The sequence below is a fragment of the Actinopolymorpha sp. B9G3 genome, assembly GCF_040120725.1.
Taxonomy (GTDB): domain Bacteria; phylum Actinomycetota; class Actinomycetes; order Propionibacteriales; family Actinopolymorphaceae; genus Thermasporomyces.
The window spans coordinates 159,276-177,810 of the sequence record NZ_JBEEAB010000002.1 but is presented as its reverse complement, the minus strand read 5'-3'; the positions used below and the strand labels follow the sequence as shown (position 1 = coordinate 177,810).

The 18,535-nt window shown below is 68.7% G+C and carries 16 protein-coding genes; 5 read left to right on the top strand and 11 right to left on the bottom strand.

The genetic code is table 11. From position 1 onward, the window contains the following. Positions 1–30 precede the first annotated feature (30 nt). The 5 genes from ABNF93_RS03935 to ABNF93_RS03915 are packed head-to-tail and all read right to left on the bottom strand — an operon-like array spanning position 31 to position 4,447. Complete coding sequence (locus ABNF93_RS03935; protein ID WP_349326134.1) at positions 31–879, bottom strand: hypothetical protein; 849 nt, start codon at positions 877–879, stop codon at positions 31–33. Beyond that, positions 876–1,925, bottom strand: coding sequence for an endonuclease/exonuclease/phosphatase family protein (locus ABNF93_RS03930; RefSeq protein ID WP_349326626.1), 1,050 nt, complete (start codon positions 1,923–1,925; stop codon positions 876–878). Before ABNF93_RS03930 ends, ABNF93_RS03935 begins: the two co-directional genes overlap by 4 nt. 5 nt (positions 1,926–1,930) lie before the next feature. Further along, on the bottom strand, positions 1,931–2,437 hold the full coding sequence (locus ABNF93_RS03925; RefSeq protein WP_349326133.1) for an LppA family lipoprotein: 507 nt from the start codon (positions 2,435–2,437) through the stop codon (positions 1,931–1,933). After that, the gene (locus ABNF93_RS03920; RefSeq protein WP_349326132.1) at positions 2,434–4,140 is read right to left on the bottom strand and encodes an alpha/beta hydrolase; all 1,707 of its coding nucleotides are present in this window, start codon (positions 4,138–4,140) and stop codon (positions 2,434–2,436) included. Before ABNF93_RS03920 ends, ABNF93_RS03925 begins: the two co-directional genes overlap by 4 nt. Positions 4,141–4,156: 16 nt before the next feature. Continuing rightward, on the bottom strand, positions 4,157–4,447 hold the full coding sequence (locus ABNF93_RS03915) for a type VII secretion target (protein ID WP_349326131.1): 291 nt from the start codon (positions 4,445–4,447) through the stop codon (positions 4,157–4,159). 360 nt (positions 4,448–4,807) lie between these two features. On the opposite strand from ABNF93_RS03915, the gene ABNF93_RS03910 reads away from it, so the two are divergent. Together ABNF93_RS03910 and ABNF93_RS03905 are read left to right on the top strand one after the other, a co-directional pair. After that, the gene (locus ABNF93_RS03910) at positions 4,808–5,842 is read left to right on the top strand and encodes a phosphotransferase enzyme family protein (RefSeq protein WP_349326130.1); all 1,035 of its coding nucleotides are present in this window, start codon (positions 4,808–4,810) and stop codon (positions 5,840–5,842) included. Between the two features lie 223 nt (positions 5,843–6,065). After that, on the top strand, positions 6,066–6,266 hold the full coding sequence (locus ABNF93_RS03905) for a hypothetical protein (RefSeq protein WP_349326129.1): 201 nt from the start codon (positions 6,066–6,068) through the stop codon (positions 6,264–6,266). A 57-nt stretch (positions 6,267–6,323) separates the two neighbouring features. Here the strand turns inward: ABNF93_RS03905 and ABNF93_RS03900 are convergent, their stop codons facing one another. After that, positions 6,324–7,211, bottom strand: a complete 888-nt coding sequence (locus ABNF93_RS03900; RefSeq protein WP_349326128.1) for a hypothetical protein — start codon at positions 7,209–7,211, stop codon at positions 6,324–6,326. Between the two features lie 53 nt (positions 7,212–7,264). After that, complete coding sequence (locus tag ABNF93_RS03895; protein WP_349326127.1) at positions 7,265–8,314, bottom strand: LacI family DNA-binding transcriptional regulator; 1,050 nt, start codon at positions 8,312–8,314, stop codon at positions 7,265–7,267. Between the two features lie 210 nt (positions 8,315–8,524). On the opposite strand from ABNF93_RS03895, the gene ABNF93_RS03890 reads away from it, so the two are divergent. After that, the gene (locus ABNF93_RS03890; protein WP_349326126.1) at positions 8,525–9,757 is read left to right on the top strand and encodes an MFS transporter; all 1,233 of its coding nucleotides are present in this window, start codon (positions 8,525–8,527) and stop codon (positions 9,755–9,757) included. 88 nt (positions 9,758–9,845) lie between these two features. On the opposite strand, the gene ABNF93_RS03885 is transcribed toward ABNF93_RS03890, so the two are convergent. Continuing rightward, positions 9,846–10,100, bottom strand: coding sequence for a hypothetical protein (locus tag ABNF93_RS03885; protein WP_349326125.1), 255 nt, complete (start codon positions 10,098–10,100; stop codon positions 9,846–9,848). A 656-nt stretch (positions 10,101–10,756) separates the two neighbouring features. On the opposite strand from ABNF93_RS03885, the gene ABNF93_RS03880 reads away from it, so the two are divergent. Together ABNF93_RS03880 and ABNF93_RS03875 are read left to right on the top strand one after the other, a co-directional pair. Beyond that, the gene (locus ABNF93_RS03880; RefSeq protein ID WP_349326124.1) at positions 10,757–12,169 is read left to right on the top strand and encodes a hypothetical protein; all 1,413 of its coding nucleotides are present in this window, start codon (positions 10,757–10,759) and stop codon (positions 12,167–12,169) included. A 545-nt stretch (positions 12,170–12,714) separates the two neighbouring features. Beyond that, a complete protein-coding gene (locus ABNF93_RS03875) occupies positions 12,715–13,761 on the top strand; it encodes a hypothetical protein (protein WP_349326123.1) in 1,047 nt (348 codons plus the stop codon). Between the two features lie 37 nt (positions 13,762–13,798). On the opposite strand, the gene helR is transcribed toward ABNF93_RS03875, so the two are convergent. From helR to ABNF93_RS03860, 3 genes are all read right to left on the bottom strand, one after another. After that, a complete protein-coding gene (gene helR / locus ABNF93_RS03870; RefSeq protein WP_349326122.1) occupies positions 13,799–16,120 on the bottom strand; it encodes an RNA polymerase recycling motor ATPase HelR in 2,322 nt (773 codons plus the stop codon). A 1-nt stretch (position 16,121) separates the two neighbouring features. After that, on the bottom strand, positions 16,122–17,327 hold the full coding sequence (locus ABNF93_RS03865; protein ID WP_349326121.1) for a glycosyltransferase: 1,206 nt from the start codon (positions 17,325–17,327) through the stop codon (positions 16,122–16,124). A gap of 908 nt (positions 17,328–18,235) precedes the next feature. Continuing rightward, positions 18,236–18,535, bottom strand: coding sequence for a hypothetical protein (locus ABNF93_RS03860; protein ID WP_349326120.1), 300 nt, complete (start codon positions 18,533–18,535; stop codon positions 18,236–18,238).

Below are 18,535 nucleotides of genomic sequence, written 5' to 3'. Positions count from 1 at the left end.
TCGGTGGGCGACGCTTCGGCACGCGACAGCTCAGCTGAGCGGCGAGGGAGATTGGTCCCCCGGGCGTACCGTCAGACGGTTACCCGGGGGCGCCTTGTTTCTACGGCTTCGGCGCGGCGTTGTCAACGCTCCGCTGGATTCTCGCACGCGACCCTCGCTCCGCCAGATCGCCTGCGCACCCGCGCGTGCCTGCCTATCCCGCATCGCGGTGACCCACGACTCGGGACACTCGCCGGCGATGCCACGCAACTGCTCCGACTCGTCGAGCAGGGCCTGCAGCAACGCCCGCTGCGCCACCAACCGGCGGGGACGTCCGTGCGTATCGAGCAGGCAACCGTGGCGGCTGACGTAGACATCACACCCGTCGAACGGCGCGCCGCCGACCGCCTCCAGGACACCGAACGCTTCAGGCAGGCGGACGCGGTCATAGCTGGGCTCGGTACGGTCCACGGCGGCGAGCTGGACGGGATCCAACCACACCACGAAGGCGTGCCCCATCTCGCCATCGGTGGGTACGGGCGTGGCAGGAACGTAGCCCGGCCGGCTCACGTGCGCGGAGACACCCGCGGCGAGGCCGTGGAGTTCGACGTACGCCATGGGAACGACCAGCGGATCGCGTGCGGAGCGCCCGGCAGGGGCGAGCTTGGCGCGGAGCTGCGCGGGTGCGGCGTTCGATCCGACCGCGACCACGGGCGTGCGGTGCACGAGGGGCGCGACCTGCAACCGGGCGAGTTCGGCGTCCACGGCCGCCCAGGGAATCTCGCGGTAGCGGGGACCGACGACCAGTCCGGATGAGGATGGCGTCGTCCCTGGATAGGCGAGCGGCGAGGTGTACGGAGTCTCCTCGGCATCGCCTGCCCGCGGATCGGCGGCGGTCATGAGTCGACGACCGCGAGTTCAGCGACGATGGTGCGGTGGTCCGTTCCCTGGATCGTGCGTTCCTCCACCGAGACGGCGGCCAGTCCGTCGCCGTGCAGCACATGGTCGAGCTGGATCAGTGGCGGCAGCGTCGGCCTCCCTGCCGGCCAGGTTGGCGCCCAGCCGCGACCGAGCTCCGCGTGACTGTCGACCAGACCGGCGTCCAGGAGCGACCGCATCGGCGCGTGGTCGAGGGTCGCGTTGAAGTCGCCGAGCAGCACCGCGTCCGCACCGGTCTCGGTCGCCTCATCCCGCAACGCCCGCAGGTCGAGGTCCCAGCGGCGCGGATCGCCGGCCGGATAGAACGTGTGCACCGCCACGAGGCGTACGACGTGACCGCCGACGTCGATCCCGGCCGTCACCTGAGGCCAGGTGGTGGGCCGGTCGAGGACTCGCGCGTCGATCAGCGGCCGACGAGAGTAGAGCGCCGTGTCGGCTTCGGGTCGCACGATGCGATACGGCATCAGGTCCCGCAGACCCGCGCCGTCGAGGGCATGGGCGCTGTCCGGCGTCATCTCCTGCACGGCGAGGACGTCCAGCCGGGCCGTACGCACGAGGTCGACAAGCGCCGCCTCATCGATCCTGCCCTGGTAGGCGTTGCTCGTCGCGACCCGCAGCCTCGGCGCCGTCGCCGGAACATCCCTCGCGTCCGGAACGAACCGCGGAAGAACCACGGCGAGTTCCACCCCCAGCAGGACGGCTGCCACCAGGGCCAGGCAGCGAGCCTTCACCCCGAGCAGAACCAGGGCGACGATCGCCGTACCGGCGGCGACGTACGGCAGGCCGGCCATGGGCAGGGCAACGGCAGTCCCCGCGTCGAGTCCAAGGAGCCGTGCGGCCGTCAGAGCTGCACTGGCGGCGAGGGCGAGTCCGCAGCCCACCAGTGCAACAAGTCGGCGGGGGATCCACGTCGGTGCGGGTGACCCGTGCTCAGGCTCCACCTGCGCCGTGCCCTCCGTCGGCGCGTCGTCGGGCAGGACGGGTACGTCGGCCGCCTGGACGCCCATCCTCGTCACGGCGACCCACCGGGGACAACCGACCCGCTGCCCGGCACGCTCCGCTGATGAGCACGCCTCGTGAGATGACACCCGGTGCTGAGGCCCAGCGTCGTGTTGACGGCGGTCCCGAACAGCAGTTCCGCGCCGTACGTGTCCATGAACGACACCTCGTGGTCGCCGGGACGTTCGACGACGACCGTCGCCGCACCGAACCCACCTCGACGCACCACCCCGGCCACCAGTGAGCGCGCACCAGGCCAGTCGGTGTCGCGGATGGCGCCCGGCGAGACACCCGCGTGGTACCGACGGACTTCCGCGTCCTCTCCCAGCGCTGCGTACTCCCCCACACCGCCGGAAACGTTCGCGAGCTGAACGCGGTTCATCCAGGCGCGGACACCCACCTCATCGACAAGGCTCGTCCGCAGGGCCGTGAGCAGGTCAAGGTAGCCGACTTCGACGTCCTCGATGTCAGGGCGCTTCCGCAACTCGGCAAAGGCCGCCTGGACACCGGGGAGGTTCACTGTCGCATGCCCCAGAGCTCCGGGTGGTCCCCCAGGCCGCGATTGTCGCCCCGAACCATCCGCTCGGGCATCCCACCGACGATCACACTCGTGTTGTACTGGCTGGTACTCCCGTCCTCGAGGTAGCTGGTGTGCCCCGTGACGCCCGACAGGTGCCGCCCGTCGGGCAGGTTCGCCTCCGCCGACGATCCTTGGCCCATCCCCGGCAGATGAGTGGGATCCTTACCGAAACGACCGAGGTCACCCACCGGGTCGTTCTTCGCCTCGATGTAGGTGGCATGCCCATCAGGCACCTTGAGGTCGTCCACATTGCTGGTCCCCACTCCGGGCGACCCGAGGAAGACCGCCTCGTCGACCCCGGTGTTCTGCCGCAGGGCGAGACCTGTCGTCGTCGAGCCGTACGAATGACCGATCGCGGTGACGTGCGCGTCGGAGTCACGCGCGGCGTCGATGCCTTGCAGGAAAGGCGCCAGCTTGGCGGCACCGCGTTCGGCCGCGCCCTGCGTCACCACCGAGTTGGGGTCACCGATCGTCTCACCGATCTGTGGCGCCTGGTAGCCGATCCAGCTCACGGTCGCCACCGAACCGCCGTCTCCATAACGCCCGAGCTCGCCTTCGGTGCGGTACTTGAGCTGCGCCATGTTGCCGTCGTACTGGCCGAGGCTGTCGCCGACATTGGACGTCAGCCCAGGTGTGAAGACGGCAACGTGATCAGCCTTGTCCACGTTCCCGTTGGCGACGGCCGCCTCCGCGCGTTCGGGCGAGGTGTCCAAGAGCAGCAACTGGCGCTCGCCCGGCTTCGCGAGCGCGCCCTCGATCGCCTTGATCGACTGGAGCTTCTCGTCGAGGAACCGGAGCCTGGCTTCGACGTCGGTGGCGCTGCCACCTCTGGCGTGCTGGGTTCTCGCGTACTGGGAAAGGCGGTTCCGCTCCGCCAGCAGCCGTTGTTTCTCCCAGGCGAGCGTCCTGCGGTTGGCCTGGTCGCGGGCGGTGAAGGGGATGCCGTCGCGGTTCCCGATCCAGTCCGGCCGATTCGCGATGATCCAGTTCTTCTCGTCCGCGGACAGGGTGTCCCACCAGCCGGCGTTGTCGCCCGGAGATCCCTTGCCAGGCGGGGGTTCCACGGTCGAGAGCCACCCCCGCTTCACTCCGGCCGCCGCGGCGGCCGCGAGGTTCGTCGCGCCGCCGTCACCGATCTGGCCGGTCGCGACCTTGTGAAGGACGGTGGCCAGGTCGTTGTCGATGTCGCTCGCTCGGCGCAGGATCTGCTCCACGCGGTCCCGTAGCTCGAACCAGATCCGTTCGCGTTCGCGCTGGACCTCATCTCGTTGGTCGGCGGGCACGTTCTGCGGCGGTGCGACATCGGCGATCGCGCCATCGCCGCCGATCGCGAAACCATGCTTGTGGGCAAGGGTTTCGGCCTCTTCGACACCGCTCCGCAAACCGCCGATGGCATCCGCCGCCTTCGCCAACGCCGTCCTGGTCGCGGACACACCCGCGACGAGCCACTCCATCCGGTTCGTGATGTGCTTGCGCGTCTCCTGGGCGGCTCTCGCCGCGTCGCCGATCCACCTGGCCGGCGTACCCATGTCGGAGAACTCGTCGGACAGGCCGAGCAGCCGGTCGGACCTTCGCTTGAGCGCGCGTTCGGCGTCGTCGAGTGGCTTCGGCCGCCACTTTCGTACGTCTCCGTAGGTGACCATCGCTGTTCACCCCAACTCAGCGGTAAGCGGAGAGGTCGCGTGCGGCCGCGTCCTCGTGCGTCTCGTAGTTGCCGGCGGCGGACCGCAGTGCCTTCGCGTAACCGGCGGCCTGTCCCACCCACCAGGTGATCTCGTCGGTCCATGCCTTGCCCAACGCCCCGAGGGCGGCGACGCTGCGACCCCCCGGCACGCCGGTGGCCGCGTCGTCGATGGCGTCGGCGAGCCCCACGGCGGTGACCTGTTCGCCAGCCGATTCGGCCGCTTCGGCGGCATCGCGTAAGGCACCGATCTGCGTCTGGTACGTCACCGAACGCCACCTTCCCGAGCCGCCCTCGTCGCCTTGGCGTCCCATGGTCCTGAGCCGACCTGTAGCCGTGCTGTACTCGTGCTGAAACACGTCGAGAACCGGTAGCGGCAGTCTCCGGGAGCCTTACCAGGTCTGGAATGTACGCCGGCGGCGAACCGCATGCTGACCTGACCACCGACAACGACACATCGCGTTGACGGCAACGTCCTGACCGGTTGCCCGTCGATGCCGCTCCTGTCCGCCACTGATCGCCGGGTACCGCACGCAGGGATCCGCACCAGAGCCTCGGACGCCGCGTCATGTCGTACCGTCAGGTAATTGCCGGGCGTTGGCGGCCACCATGCCGTAGTTTCCCGTGCTGTGCGGACTCCCGATCTCACCCGCGTCGTGGACAACGTGGTGGCCGCGTTCGGCCTCGGCAGCCACCTCGGCGCGACCGTGGCTGAACCGGTGCGGGAGGCCTGGTCCAACGACGTGCTGCGCGTGCGCACGACCTCAGGTGCGTACGCGGTCAAGTTCTTCCCTCGTGGGCTCGGTCCTGAGCAGCGTGCCGCTCTGCGGAACGGCATGGAGGTCGAACGGATCGTACTCGGCACCGGCCAGGTTCCGATGCCGGAGCCTGAGGCCGATCCGGATACCGGTAGCTGGCTGCTGGAAGTCGCCGAACCTGGCACTGGTGCCGCGAGGCTTGTCCGTGTCCATGCGTGGGTGGACGGTACGCCGTGTTCGGACGTCGCACCGTCGGTCGACCTGGTCCGCGATGTCGGGCGCTCGCTGGGCAGGGTCCACGCGCTGCGGCTCCCTGGTGGTGACACGTCCGGTCTGCGCGGGGTTGACCTCGAACGATGGCAGCGGGCGATCGAGTGGGCGAGATCCGCGGCGGCACCGTGGGCCGCCGAGCTGGCCGCGTGTACGCCCCTCGTCGAGGAGATGGCCGGCAGGGTGGACCAGGTCCGTGCGGCGCGCCTGCCGATGCGGCGGAGCCACCGCGACCTCGACCCCAAGAATGCCGTCGTACGCCCGGATGGCCGGGTCGCCCTCACCGACTGGGACTACGCCGGACCGGTCCTCCCGGGTGTCGAGCTCGTCGTGGCCGCGTCGTCATTCGCCGGCGTGGAGCCAGCTGTCGTTGAGCAGGAGCGGTTGGTGGCGGAGTTCGTGGCGGCGTACCGACTGGCCGGCGGTGACGCCGAGGCGCCGGACGCCTGGGCGATGGCCGCGGAGTTCGATCTCGACTGGCTGTTGCGCAATGTCGAAGGCAGCCTCCGCCCGCAACCTGGCGACGACATCGAGCTCCGGAGACGACTCGCCCCGGAGCTGATCGCCTCGTTGGCCGCGGACGTCACAGCCCTTGAGCGCTGGGCACGGCTGATCGCAGCTACCCTGTCGGGGTGATCGACATCCCCACGAGCTTTGCCCGCGGGATTGTCGAGCGTGAGGCGAGTCCGCGCATGCGTGGGTGGAATCCCTGCCCCGCTTGGTGGATGAGATCCTGCAGCGGTGGCGTTGCACACCCACCGAACGGATCGTCTGCGGCGGAGTCGGGATCATCCTGGGCGTCCATCGTCACGATGGTTCACCTGCAGTGGTGAAGGTCTCTTTCCCTCATCCGGGCAACGTGTACGAGCCACACGCCTTCGCCACCTGGGGTGGACGCCAGCTGGCAATCTTCTCTGATGCGGCCGAGGTCGATCGCGAACGAGTGACCCGATGGGTCCAGGCTCGTACGGCGATCGGCGCCCACCACAGCCGTAAGGTCGGCGACCCGGCCTGGGCAATCCACCTGCTCGAGCAGACCGCCGAGTTCCTGGCTCGATAGCAACCAGTTCATTCGTGCGTACGGGTGGCGCCTTCCGTTGTGCGCCGGAGGGAGCCGCTAGCGATCATCCACGCTCGCGCTGGAGGGGACTGGTTGTGCCGTCGCCCGGTCTGGATCGGCACTCTGGGCAGCATCACCTCTGGCAGCGAGCCACCTCCGGTGGAAAGCGCGGTAGCTGGGGAACCGCGTCGTGACGGCCTCCTGCACGACGGCGTACACCGCATCCGGAGCGCGGAAGGCATGTCGGTCAAGGGTGCCGTCGGCAAGGAAGACAAGTACGGTGCGGGCCATCACGTAGGCCGTCGTGCGGCCGTCGATCGGCGCGCCGAGCGAGAACTCTTCAGGCGCCATGAACCGGTCCGAGCCGAACATCCGGCCCATGTCGTTGTGGAAAGGCCCGGGCCGATAGCAGTCCAGGTCGATCACGGTCAGCTGCCGCCGGTCGAAGTCGTAGAGCAGTCCGCCGTCGTAGAAGTCTTGCTGGATCCAGCCGGCAGCGTCCAGCCGCTCGTGCAGATCGAACAACCCATCGAGAGCAACCAGGATCTCCTCTGCGGGCAATGAGCGGAACCGCTGGAACGCAGTCGTGGGATCATCCCGTCGATCTCGCGAAGTGCCGAGGTGATCGCCGTCCCGCCATTCGTAGGCCAGAAGAGGTCCTCCGGGCGACTCGATCAGCCCATGGAAGGTGGCGAGGAGCGGATGCTGGATCATCTCGGCGAGCCGGGCGGCGTTGCGGAGCAGCCCTACGCGGGCATCGAAGTCCAGATATGGAGCCGCGTCCGTCGGATCTCCCGCGGTCTTGACGAAGAGTCGCTGGCCGTCCGCATCGACGCCGTAGGAGATGTTGCCCGAGTCCTGGATGTCGGCGCCGAAACGGGCGAAGACGTTGCCGAGCTGTTCGACGTAGACGCCCGGTTGGTTGTCAATCGCACGAGGGAACATTCGTGCGACTTTACCGATGCGGATCCGGGACCTGCGAGCAGGTTTGTACCGCCTCAGCGGCGCGTACTCTCTCGGACCACGACCGTCCACGGTGCCGCCGGAGGCGGCGGCTCCAGACCCAGGACCGCGCGCGCACACTGCGCACCCTGGTCGCGGAGCGACTGCGCCACAGTCGTGAGTCCGAGGTCGGCGGCGATCGCCGCGTCGTCCCACCCGCTCACCGCGACGTCGTCGGGAACCTTGCCATGGGTCGTACGAATCGCTCGGACGACGCCCGCGGCCAGTTCGTCGCTCATGGCCGCGATGGCGTCCGGCGGGTCGGCCCTGGCCAGTAGGCGTGCGGTGAGCCGCTCCGCCTCGTCTGCCGCATTGTGCGCGCACACGGCGACGACGACGTCGCGCCACGGCCGGCCGTGTTCCTCCGCAGCCCGCTGGAACCCGGCCAGCCGGTCCCGGGTCACGGGGAACCGGACGTGCGCCGTGTCGGGTCCCGTCACCACTGAGCTGACCCTGGCGCGGTCCAGCGGGAAGCTCATGACCAGTGGACGCCTGGCGCCGGCGAAGGTGACCCGTCCCACCGCGTACGCCGCGGCCTCGTTGTCGATCGTCACAAGTCCCAGGCCGTCGACCGCCGGCCCGCCATGGACGACTGCCGGCCGCCCCAGCGACGCCACGGTCGTGAGCGCAGGGTCGTCGTCGGAGGTAGTCCAGAGGATGAAGCCGTCGACGGTCGCCGCCCGGATCCGCTGGCCGTCGTCGGCGGCACCAGTGATCGGCAGGATGGTCATGCCGTACGCGCGATCCGCGCAGACGTCTGCGATGCCGGCCAGGAACGACGCGGCCTGAGGATCCTCGAACGCGTAGCTCAGGTGCTCGCCGAGGATGACCCCGAGCGTGTGCGTACTGCCGCGGCGCAGCGATCGGGCGCTCGGATCCGGACCGGGATAGCCGAGCTCTGCCGCCGCGGCAAGCACCCTGGACCTTGCCTCGGCGGAGACGCGGCCCGGCTGACTGTAGGTGTACGAGGCAGTCATGACAGAGACGCCGGCCCGTGCGGCGACCTGGGTGAGGGTCGGGCGCCTGCCGCCGGCCGGGGGTGTCACGCCGACAGCCTATTGCGGTTGTTGCGCCTGAGTTGGTGCGCCCGAGTCGCCACGTCCGGTGGTGGCTCAGCGATCTTGTGTACCGTTACACGGATGTCGGAACAGCCGCGGGAACCCACCCGTCCACCGCACGGCGGAACACGAGTCCACCGCGGAGGAGCCGGCCCAGGGCGTACGCATGAGAGGCGTAGCGGCTCAGAGCCTGACCACGTGGCGGTCCGCCGTACCGTCGCCTCCGCTGTCCTGGCGTTCGCCGCGTTCGGCACGTTCTGGGGGGCCTGGGGAGCGTCCGTTCCGCGGGTCCAGGACCAGGCTGGGCTCACCGACGGCCAACTCGGGTTCGCGCTCGTGTTCGTGGGCGCTGGTGCCCTGCCCGCCATGCTGGTGGCCGGCAGGGCGCTGGACCGGTGGGGTCGGGCCGTCGTGGCGCTGACCATCGCTGCTCTCGGCGTGTCCGGCGCCGTCGTGGCCGTCACCGCGGTCGGGGTGAACAGCCTCTCGATCGGCCTTGCTCTCGTCGGCGCCTCCAGCGGTGCGGCCGACGTGGCGATCAACGCGGTGGCCGGCCGGGCCGAGAAACTCGCCGGTCGGCCGGTCATCACCCGGGCGCACGGGGTCTTCTCGGCCATGGTGGTCGTCGCCAGCCTTGGCTGCGGGCTCGCCTCGTCAGCGTCCCTGCCGCTGGCAGTTCCATTCGTCGCTGCCGCTGTCCTCTGTCTGGTCGCCGCGCTCGCGGTCGGCACGATACGACCTCCCGGAGGTGGTGGGACGGCTGACGTTGCGGCCAAGCCCTCGGACAGCGACAGTCCAGACACTCACGCTCTGAACGCCGACGCTCCGGACGCCGGATCTCCGATCGACGGTCGACCCAGAACCGTCCCGCTGCTCCTCCTCGGAGTGCTTGGCGCCCTCGCCTTCGCCAGCGAGAACGCCCACCAGAGTTGGAGCGCGGTCTATGTGCACGCGGAGTTGGGCCTGGGGCCCGGTGGCGCGGCGGTGGCCCCGGCAGTGTTCGCCGGCACCGTCGCACTCGCGCGGTTCGCCGCTGGTGGCCTCGGACCGGCGTACGCCCGCGCCGTCCTTGTGGCCGGCTCATCGGTCGCCGCCGCCGGTGCCACCGTCATGGCCGCCGCGCCCACGTTCCTCGTCGCGGCACTCGGCCTCGTACTCGCCGCGGCAGGCACCGCCGTCCTCTTTCCGACCCTCGTCGGCCTGGTCTCGCGCAGCGTGGACGAGCGGCACCGAGGCCATGCGACGTCCCTTGTCAGCACCACGTCGTACCTAGGGTTCCTGCTCGGACCTGGCTACGTAGGCCTCTGGGCGGACGCGGTCGGGCTGCGCGGGGCAATGCTTGCCGTCGCGGCGCTGGCGGCAGTCCTCTGCCTGCTCACGCCGGCGCTGCTGCGGCTCGGCGGACACGGACGGCTTCCTGCCTCGCCATAGTCCCTTCTCGCATGCACACCGATCACACGCCACGGTGACGAAAGGTGGCTGAGACAAGTCCGTTCGCCATGTGGGCGAAACATCGAGGCTAGGAGATTCTGGCCCGGCAGGTTGGTCGGTAGGACGCCTGGGTCGCGGGGCTGACCAGGTTCTGCGTCGTCGGGCGTGGAAAACCCTTGAGCAGGCGTTCGACCGCGGCAACCCGCTGGTGGCGGATGCGGTCAAGGATGGAGAAGCCCAACAGTTTCCGCGGCCGCAGCAGCACATACGTGGCCAACGTTCCTGAGACGCGAACCGGCAGGTCGTCGCCCCACACCCGCCGACCGAGGGCGCCAGTCGACACCGGTTGCCCCTCCGCGAGCGGGCGTCAGGTGCGGGCTGAGTTGTCATCGCGGTGCGATCACGGTGTCACCAGTCATCGTTCGAGCCCGAGCCATGACGCCTCCTCCCCGCCAGTTGACCGCATCCGCTTGACATGGCGGATCCTCACAGGGGAAAGACTTCACCGGTGAGGGCGCGTCTTCCAAGTGGCGCCGGTCCGAGCGCTCGGCGTACGACGGGTCAGCTGTGCAAGGCGTCGTGGGCTACGACAGTGGCGGGCTGAGGAGCGGGCCTCGTTGAGATTGTCCTGACATCGATCTGGGATCGGGCCTGCGTACCGTCGGTCTGCCTGTGACCGCACGCGGGCACCGCCGGCAGGGTGGGCACGTTCGAGGGAGATCGGGAGCGCACGTGGGTTGGCACGGACCACCGGGCCGGCAGGGACCACCAGGCCAGCAAGCACCAGACCAGCAAGCACCAGACCAGCAACCATCGGCCCAGCAACCACCAGGACAGCAACGACGGCCGCCTCTCATCCCGCCGCCTGCGCCACCTGGCAGCCGATGGGGATCCGGTCCGCCGTCACCGGGTCAGCCCGCCGGTTCGGCACGCACCCGCTGGGCCATCCTGACGGTCATCCTCGTCGCGTCCGCCCTCGTCGCAGCGACGGTCGGCGCGGTGTGGCTCGGCCGTGGTGCAACCAGCTCCGATCGGGAGGCGGGCAGCGAGGCCCCATCCGCCCAGCGTGCCGACGGCGGCGCGGCTGCCGGAGGTCAACCCTGGCAGGCCGAGGCGAACGACGGCCCCCGTCCTGGCGAGGTGATCCGGACGCTCACCGCGGGCCAGGATCTGATCATCGTCACCCAGCGCGACGTCACGTCCATCGATCGGCGTACCGGCGAGAAGAACTGGAACACCGGCGTCGCGAATCTCGACAATCCCCAGGGCAAGGCCGCGTTCTGCGGTGCGAGTACGACCGCCGCCAACGGAGTCATCGCCGTCGCCGCCGGATGGGACCCCAAGGCCAAGGAGGGCGGCCGCTACCGTCCGACCTGCGGCCTCGTGTCTTTGCTCGACCTCGAGACGGGCAAGCTCGGGGCGACCGTCCAGGTCGCTTACACCGAGGGCGCCGGGAGTGTGCCGGTCAACGGCGTCCCCGTGGAGATCATCGGCGATACCGTCGTCGCCGCCTGGAACTCGACCATCTTCGGCTTGAACCTCGCCGACCTCAGCACCAGGTGGAACTACCAACTCGAGCAGGGGCCCGGTCGGAAGGGACAGAGCTGCCGGATCACCGACATGGCGCTGGGTGAGAGCGACCGGGTGGTGGTGGCGATGTCCACCTGCACCAGACAGTGGAGCGCCGACGTCACCCGCTACGTGGACGAAGTAGATGTGGCGGGCCGCCCGTTGCGCAACCATCAGTTCAGCGACGAAGAGACTCGAACCGAGATCGCCTCGCTCGAGATGGTCTCCGCGTCGCCTCTCGTCGTCTCCGTGTACCCGGGTGTCAAGGTCAAGGGCCAGGTCGGCTCGCTGGTGACGCTGGGCGGCGACTCCTGGCAGGTGCAGAACGTGATCCACGACGAGCGCACCAAGCATGAGCGCCCGAACGACGAAGCGTTCACCATGGTGTCGATCGGTTGGGACTCGAGGGTCGGGACCTACCGTGTCCCCAACCGGACCCTGGTCTCGGACGAGACCTTGGTGTCTTTCACCCCGCCGAACCGGGGCAAACCCAATGCGCTGGTCGTTGTCGACCTCTCGAGCGGCAAGGAACTCTGGACCAGTCCGGCTCCCGCGGGGACGGTCTACTGGCAGGTTCTCGCCATCGAGGACGACGCGGTCGTCGCGCTCGCCGCTGACACCGACAACAAGGCACGTGGACTCCATGTCGTACGCGTTGACCGGAAGACCGGCAAGGTCATCGATCGGGAGACGACGGAGGTCCAGACGCCGACGGGTGGACGGGTAGTCGTGCAGTTCTACGGTTTCGTGTACGCCGACAAACGCGCGTACGGCGTGGAGTTCCAGCATGCCGGCGAAAAGGGTGGCGACCTTCCCAGCTGGCTCGCGTTCAGCGTGGGTTAGCACGCAGCGGGGAAGGCCGAACCCTCGGTCAAGGCGTGGGATCGCGACGACATCGACCTGGCAACGCACCGCCGTAGCGTTCCTGGGTCCTGCGCCGAGCTGAGGGGATCGTGGACGTGACGTGGAACCAGCCGCCGAACTCTGACCAGCCACCACCGCAACCGTCCCCACCACAACGGCCCTACCTACAGCGGCCGCCCGCACCGCAGCCGCTCTACCGGCAGCCGCTCCACCCGCAGCTGCCTGGCCGTTCGGTCGGTCAGCCGGGTCGGCGGCTCGGACGGACCGGCGTCGTCGCCATCGCGCTCGGTGGTCTCGGCGCGGTTGTCCTGATCATCGCCGTTGCCGTCACCTTTACCGCGGTATCTGGCGATCGGCAGTCTGGGGCCGACGGCTCCGCGGTTGATGGGTCCGCGGTTGATGGGTCCGCGGCTGATGGATCATCCGAAGAGAATGCCGGACCGAAGCACCCCGTCCAGCACGACAGACCAGGGTATGAACGAAAGAAGTTGAGCTCAGGCGTCGGCGACCCGATGGCCCTCACGATGAGTGAAAGTCCCCGGCGCATCGAGCTCGGCGGCAAGCCGACGCTCGACCCCTGCAGCGTGCTGCCGCTCACCGATGTCATCGAGCTCGGCCACCTGCCGATGGCGAACACGCTGCCGACCTCGATCAAGCGGTCGTTCTACGACGGCGTCGGGCGCGGCCCGGTCGAGGCCCCCAGCTACCTGTCGACCTTCACCGGTACGTACGCCCGGTGCGCGTACGCGATCGAGCCCGGCACCAAGACGATCGATGTGGAGACGTACCAGTCGTTCAACGTGTTCGACGAGGATGTCCTCGCGGAGATCGACCGGCGCTACATGTCCGGCCCGATGGTCGGTGGCTATGCGACGTACAGCCGAGAGGGCAAGTACTTCATGTTGCGCGGTGAAGGTGCCACCGTGCACCTCTACACCGACACCGGCGACGGCCCGAAGCTGCTCGACCGGATCGCCCGCAACCTCGCCGCCCTGGCCCAGGACCCTGGTGGTCCAGCGGTCGTGACGTACAAGTCGCCCACATTTCCCGCCCCGGTGGCCCGCGCCTGCGACCTGGTCGACAATGCCGACATCAAAGCCCATACCGGCAAGGACGCCAGCCCACTGGTCGAAGAGAACCTCGCCGGCGCTACCGGTGTGCTCGTCTTCCGCGAGGTGGGTGACCCGACGGAGAACAACTACATCCACAACGAATGCGTACGCCATGAAGGTTTCGCCGAGGAGTCCGACGCCGACATTCTCGTGCCGGACGCCGGCCTACGGGTCGCGACCATGAGCTTTCTGGACGCCAAGGCCGCACACAGCTACCTGTCGTTCATCCCGGTGGGAGGACTCGACACGAACGTCGAGGAGGTCGACGACCTCGCCGACGGTGCGTACAGCTACATCGCGGCCGGCACTGGGAACTTCGAGCTCGCGTTCCAGTACGAGCGTTTCGTCGTCAAGATCTCTCCGACCGAACCCTGGGACCCCCAAGAGGACCCCGGTCAGGTGGTCGACTCGTTGCGCCCCCTGGTCGCCAAGATGACGGCCAAGCTCGACCGCCTGTAGGCGTCCGAGGTCCGTCGACACGAGGTCGTGGCCGACGTCATGAGCTGGTGAGGATGACAAGTTGCTGGGTCGCTCGGGTCATCGCGACATAGCGGTCGACCGCTCCTTCGGTGCCCTCGCCGAACGACCCAGCGCCGAATGACTCGGGGTCGAGGAGGACAACCAGGTCGAACTCGAGTCCCTTCGACAGCTCCGGGGTCAGCGAGCGGACGCGGGACGTCGCCCGCAACGTGCCATCCGCCATCCCATTGGTACCGATGACGCAGGCGATCCCGTCGGCATGCTCGGCGAGCCAGGTGTCCAGGATCGGGCCCAGCTCCGCGGTAGATCCGTACACGACGGGGTTGCCGGTGCTGCGGATGGACGTCGGCACGTTGGCGTCCGGGAGTACGGCCCGGATGACCGGCTCGGCCTCGGCCATGACCTCTTCCGGCGTCCGGTAGTTGATGCTCAGCGAGGCCAGGTTGATCCGGTCGATCCCGATCCGCTCGAGCCGTTCCTGCCACGACTCCGCCCTTCCCGCCCCCCTGCCCTTCGGGCCCACCCCCCGTGCTTTTCCCGCCCCCCGGCCCTTCGGGCCCACCCCCCGGGTGAACCCGTTCCTGGCCTGGGCACGGTCCCCGACGATGGTGAAGCTCCGGGACGGGCAACGGAGCAGCAGCATCTGCCATTCCGCGTCGGTCAGCTCCTGAGCTTCGTCCACGACAATGTGCGCGAACGGGCCGGCGAGCAGGTCCGGGTCAGCGGCCGGCACGGCGCCCTCGTCGACCAGGGCACCCCGCAGGTCCTGCCCGCGCAGCATCGACATCACGCCCATGTCGGAGTCGTCGGTCTCGATGAGGTGATCGACGACGTCGGCCATGCGTGCGCGCTCGGCGGAGACGGCAGCCTCCTGCCGGCGCCTGCGTCGTGCAGCCTCCGGATCGCCGAGCCGCTGGCGTGCCGCGTCCAGGATTGGCAGGTCGGACACCGTCCAGGCGCGCGCGTCCTCGCGCTGGAGCCTCGCGACCTCGTCGCGGGTGAGCCATGGCGCGCACATGCGCAGGTAGGCGGGGACCTGCCACAGATCTCCTACGATGTCGGTCGCTTCCAGCAGCGGCCATGCCCGGTTGAAGGTCTGCACGAGCTCACGGTTGCCTGCCAGTGACCTGCGGAACGCGGCTACCGGGTTTTCGCCCCGCAACCCGTAGGCGTCGAACTCGTCGTCGTCACCGTCCTCTGACTTCTCGTCGGCGGCGTCCCGGAGCTTGTCGATCAGGATCGCGAGCAGCGCCTCCCAGACGTGGTCACGCGCCTCGTTGTGCGGAGTGCCGGGTTCCGCTGCTTCGAACGCCTCGGTCCAATCGGCGGGGCTGAGCCAGATGTCGCCCCAGGGGGTTTCGACCTCCATCCCTTCGGTGGGTGGATCCTCGTAGAGCCTGACGGCGGGCTCGATCGCCTTCACCATGTCCGCGGACGACTTCAGGCGGGCGACGTTCGGATCGGTCTCGATCGCCGCCGTGGCTCCCTCAGGGACGAGGTTCCGCAGGGTGCAGGTCTGCACTCCCTCCTCCCCCAGGCTGGGGAGTACGTCGGACACGTACGCCAGGTAGGGCTGGTGCGGACCGACGAACAGTACGCCGCCCCGGCGATGGCCAAGGCGTGGGTCGGAGTAGATGAGGTAGGCGGAGCGGTGCAGAGCGACGACGGTCTTTCCCGTACCCGGACCGCCGTCGACGACGAGAGCGCCACGGGAGCTCGCGCGGATGATGGCGTCCTGGTCGGCCTGGATGGTGCCGAGTACGTCTCGCATCCGGGGCGACCGGCTGCTGCCCAGGCTGGCGATGAAGGCGGACTGATCGTCGAGTGCGGCAGCGTGTCCGTCGAAACCGTCCGAGGTGAACACCTCGTCCCAGTAGTCGCTGATCCGGCCGCGGATCCAGCGATACCTACGCCGGCTTGCCAGACCCATCGGGTTGGCGTGGGTCGCTCCGAAGAACGGCTCGGCCGCGGGGGAACGCCAGTCGACCAGCAGCCGACGGCCCGCACTGTCCGTGAGGCCGAGTCGTCCGACGTACACAGGTTCGGGGTCGCCGGCACTGACGATGTGTCCGAGGCACAGATCCAGGCCGAAGCGACGCAGGGCGCGCAGGCGAGCGGTCAACCGGTGGATCTCCATGTCCCGGTCCATCGCCTCCTGACCTTGGCCGCCGGGCGCCTTACGCGCGACATCGAGACGGTCGGACAGGTCGGCGATCGACTGCTCGAGGCACTCCGCGATGGCCACGAAGTGCTGCTCGTCGCCGGCGATCAGCATCGGGTCGGCCTTGCGAGCGAGCTGGTCTGGAAGGTCGAACGCGCTGGTGGTCAGAGGGTTCACGTCAGCAGCTCCGATCGAGCAGCAGCTTCGCGGCCACCATCGCGCCGTCGGTGCGGATCCAGCCGGCCACGGCGGTCGCCTGCGCTCGGGTCTCCGCGGTCAGGGCCGTCTTGAGTGCGGTCGACAGGGACTCCAAGGTCAGAGTCGGGCCGTCGTGGGCCGCGCCGATACCCAGGTCGGCTACCCGGCCCGCCCAGTACGGCTGGTCCCCGATCTGGGGCACCACCACCTGTGGCGCGCCGGCCCGGGCGGCCGTGGTCGTCGTACCCGCCCCACCGTGGTGGACGACGGCGGCCACCTGGCCGAACAGTGCCTGCTGGTTGACCTCGCCGACGGCGAAGCAGTCCTCCCGATCGTCGATCAGGGCAAGGTCGGCCCAGCCACGGGAGACGACTGCGCGGCGACCCTGCGCGCGGATCGCCTCGATGGCCGCCCGGGCGACGTCATCCGCGGCGCGCATCGGAATGCTGCCGAAGCCGACGTACACCGGTGGTGTGCCGGCGTCCAGGAACGCCTGAAGCTCCGTCGGGAGTGGGCGGTCGTCCGGCAAAATCCACGCGCCGGTCTGCACGACGTCGAGGTCCGCCGGCTGCAGCCACGGCCCCAGCACCGGGTCCGCCGCCAGCCACGGACTGTCGGTGAAGAGGTGACCGCCGACGCTGTCGATCGGCGGCAGGCCGATCGACACCCGGTGTGCGTTGATCGGCGCGCCGAACACCGTGTTCAGGCTCTCAGCGTGCAAGTCCCACAACGCTCGGTTGTCGATCACGTCCGGTGGCGACGGCCACAGCGGCGGGTGGTGCGGCGACGGCAGCCAGAGCGGACAGTAGGTCGCGTACGCGTAGCGGATGCCCAGCTTCTCGGCCATCGACTGCGCGCCGGCCACGGTCGGAGTCAAGCCGGTCGCCACGACCACGTCACATCCCTTCGCCGCCGCAGCGGCAACCGCGTCGAACTGCGCGGTGACCAACCCGGGGGCCAGGTCCGCGGGCGACGGCGGCGTCTCCTCCGTACGCACCCGGCGCACCATCTCGCGCACCGACTGCCCGGCGGGTACCAGCGGCACGCCGACACGGGCCAGGAGGTCCGCGAAGTCCGGGGGCGCGCACACCCGCACCTCCGCGCCCAGTGCCCGCAACTGCACCGCCAGCGCCACCATCGGCTCGACGTCCCCGCGCGACCCGTACGTCGACAGCAACACACGCATTTTTGTGACCCCCCACTTCCGCAGATTCTTGCTTCGGCCGACGATTCTCCGGCACGAATAGGGGCTTGCGGCAAGCCCCCAGGTGCGCTATAACTTAGGAGTGGCAGGGAGTGCGGACTCCTTGCCTTTCTTTATGTCCGCTCTGGACGGGGACCTCCTCGCGAAGCGGCGACATGGCGCGTGCGGCGGCACCGTCGGCCCAGGAGGATCTCCCATGTGCCTGCAAATGCAACCGCGGAATGAGGAGAAGATCGCCATGTTGGAACCACGAATGAGGAGCCCGCACACACTGCATTCCCGGAGCCAGGGATGCAAAGTAGTTGATCCATCCCTTTGTGTATAACGAGTCCCGCCGATAGGAAATGCGTAACGGGGAACACCGCAAAGTCAACGCCACTCGCCAGGCAACCGAGAATCGTTGGCTCAGTCGCCTGATCCGGATGGAGCGCGACGACCAGATCAAACTCGCAAAGATCAACACCTTCGACGCTTGCTCCTATCCGTCGTATTGGATAGGGCCGCTCTCCCCTGACTTGCCGCTCCGTAAGTCTCGCTGTATCCATGTGGGGAACCTAGCGGCGCGCGGATCTATTACCGTTGGGTCGCGTCCGATCATCGCAAGCCAGTACGAAAGATCGCCGTGTCCACCCGCAACGTCAGCAATGGACACCGCTTCCGGAAACGTCTCACAGGTGAAGCTCGCGAAGACTTCTGCTCGAGCTTTGCCGCCCATTCGTAGACCTCCGAAGACGCACGCAACGATTCGCGCCACGCGCATGACAGCGCCTGCGCTGGTCGCGCCGCTGCGGGGCTGGTGTGAACACGTCGAGCGCTCACGGGTGCATTGCGCTGTCGATTGGATCCGGACCACGCGAAGGTCGCGCGGTCCGGATCTGAAAGCGTGGGGCTCACAGAGGATTGCTGGGATCGTCGGCCAGGTGGTTGAGACCTGCGAAGACCCAGGGCAGGCTCTCCGGGTCGCGTTCGGCCTGGAAGCGCAGGATGTCGAACGCGGTAGCGGCTGCACACAGAGCGAGCACCGTTGCGCAGCAGCACGTTGCGGCTTTGGAGGTCTCCATGCACCATGTCGCCGTCGGGAAGCCGCACACACCCGTGCTGTTCCAGGACCCGGTCAAAACGGGCGAGGAGATCCACGCCACGTTGGCCAAGCCCGCGAACGAACGCGCGAGGTCCGTCGTCGCCGTCAT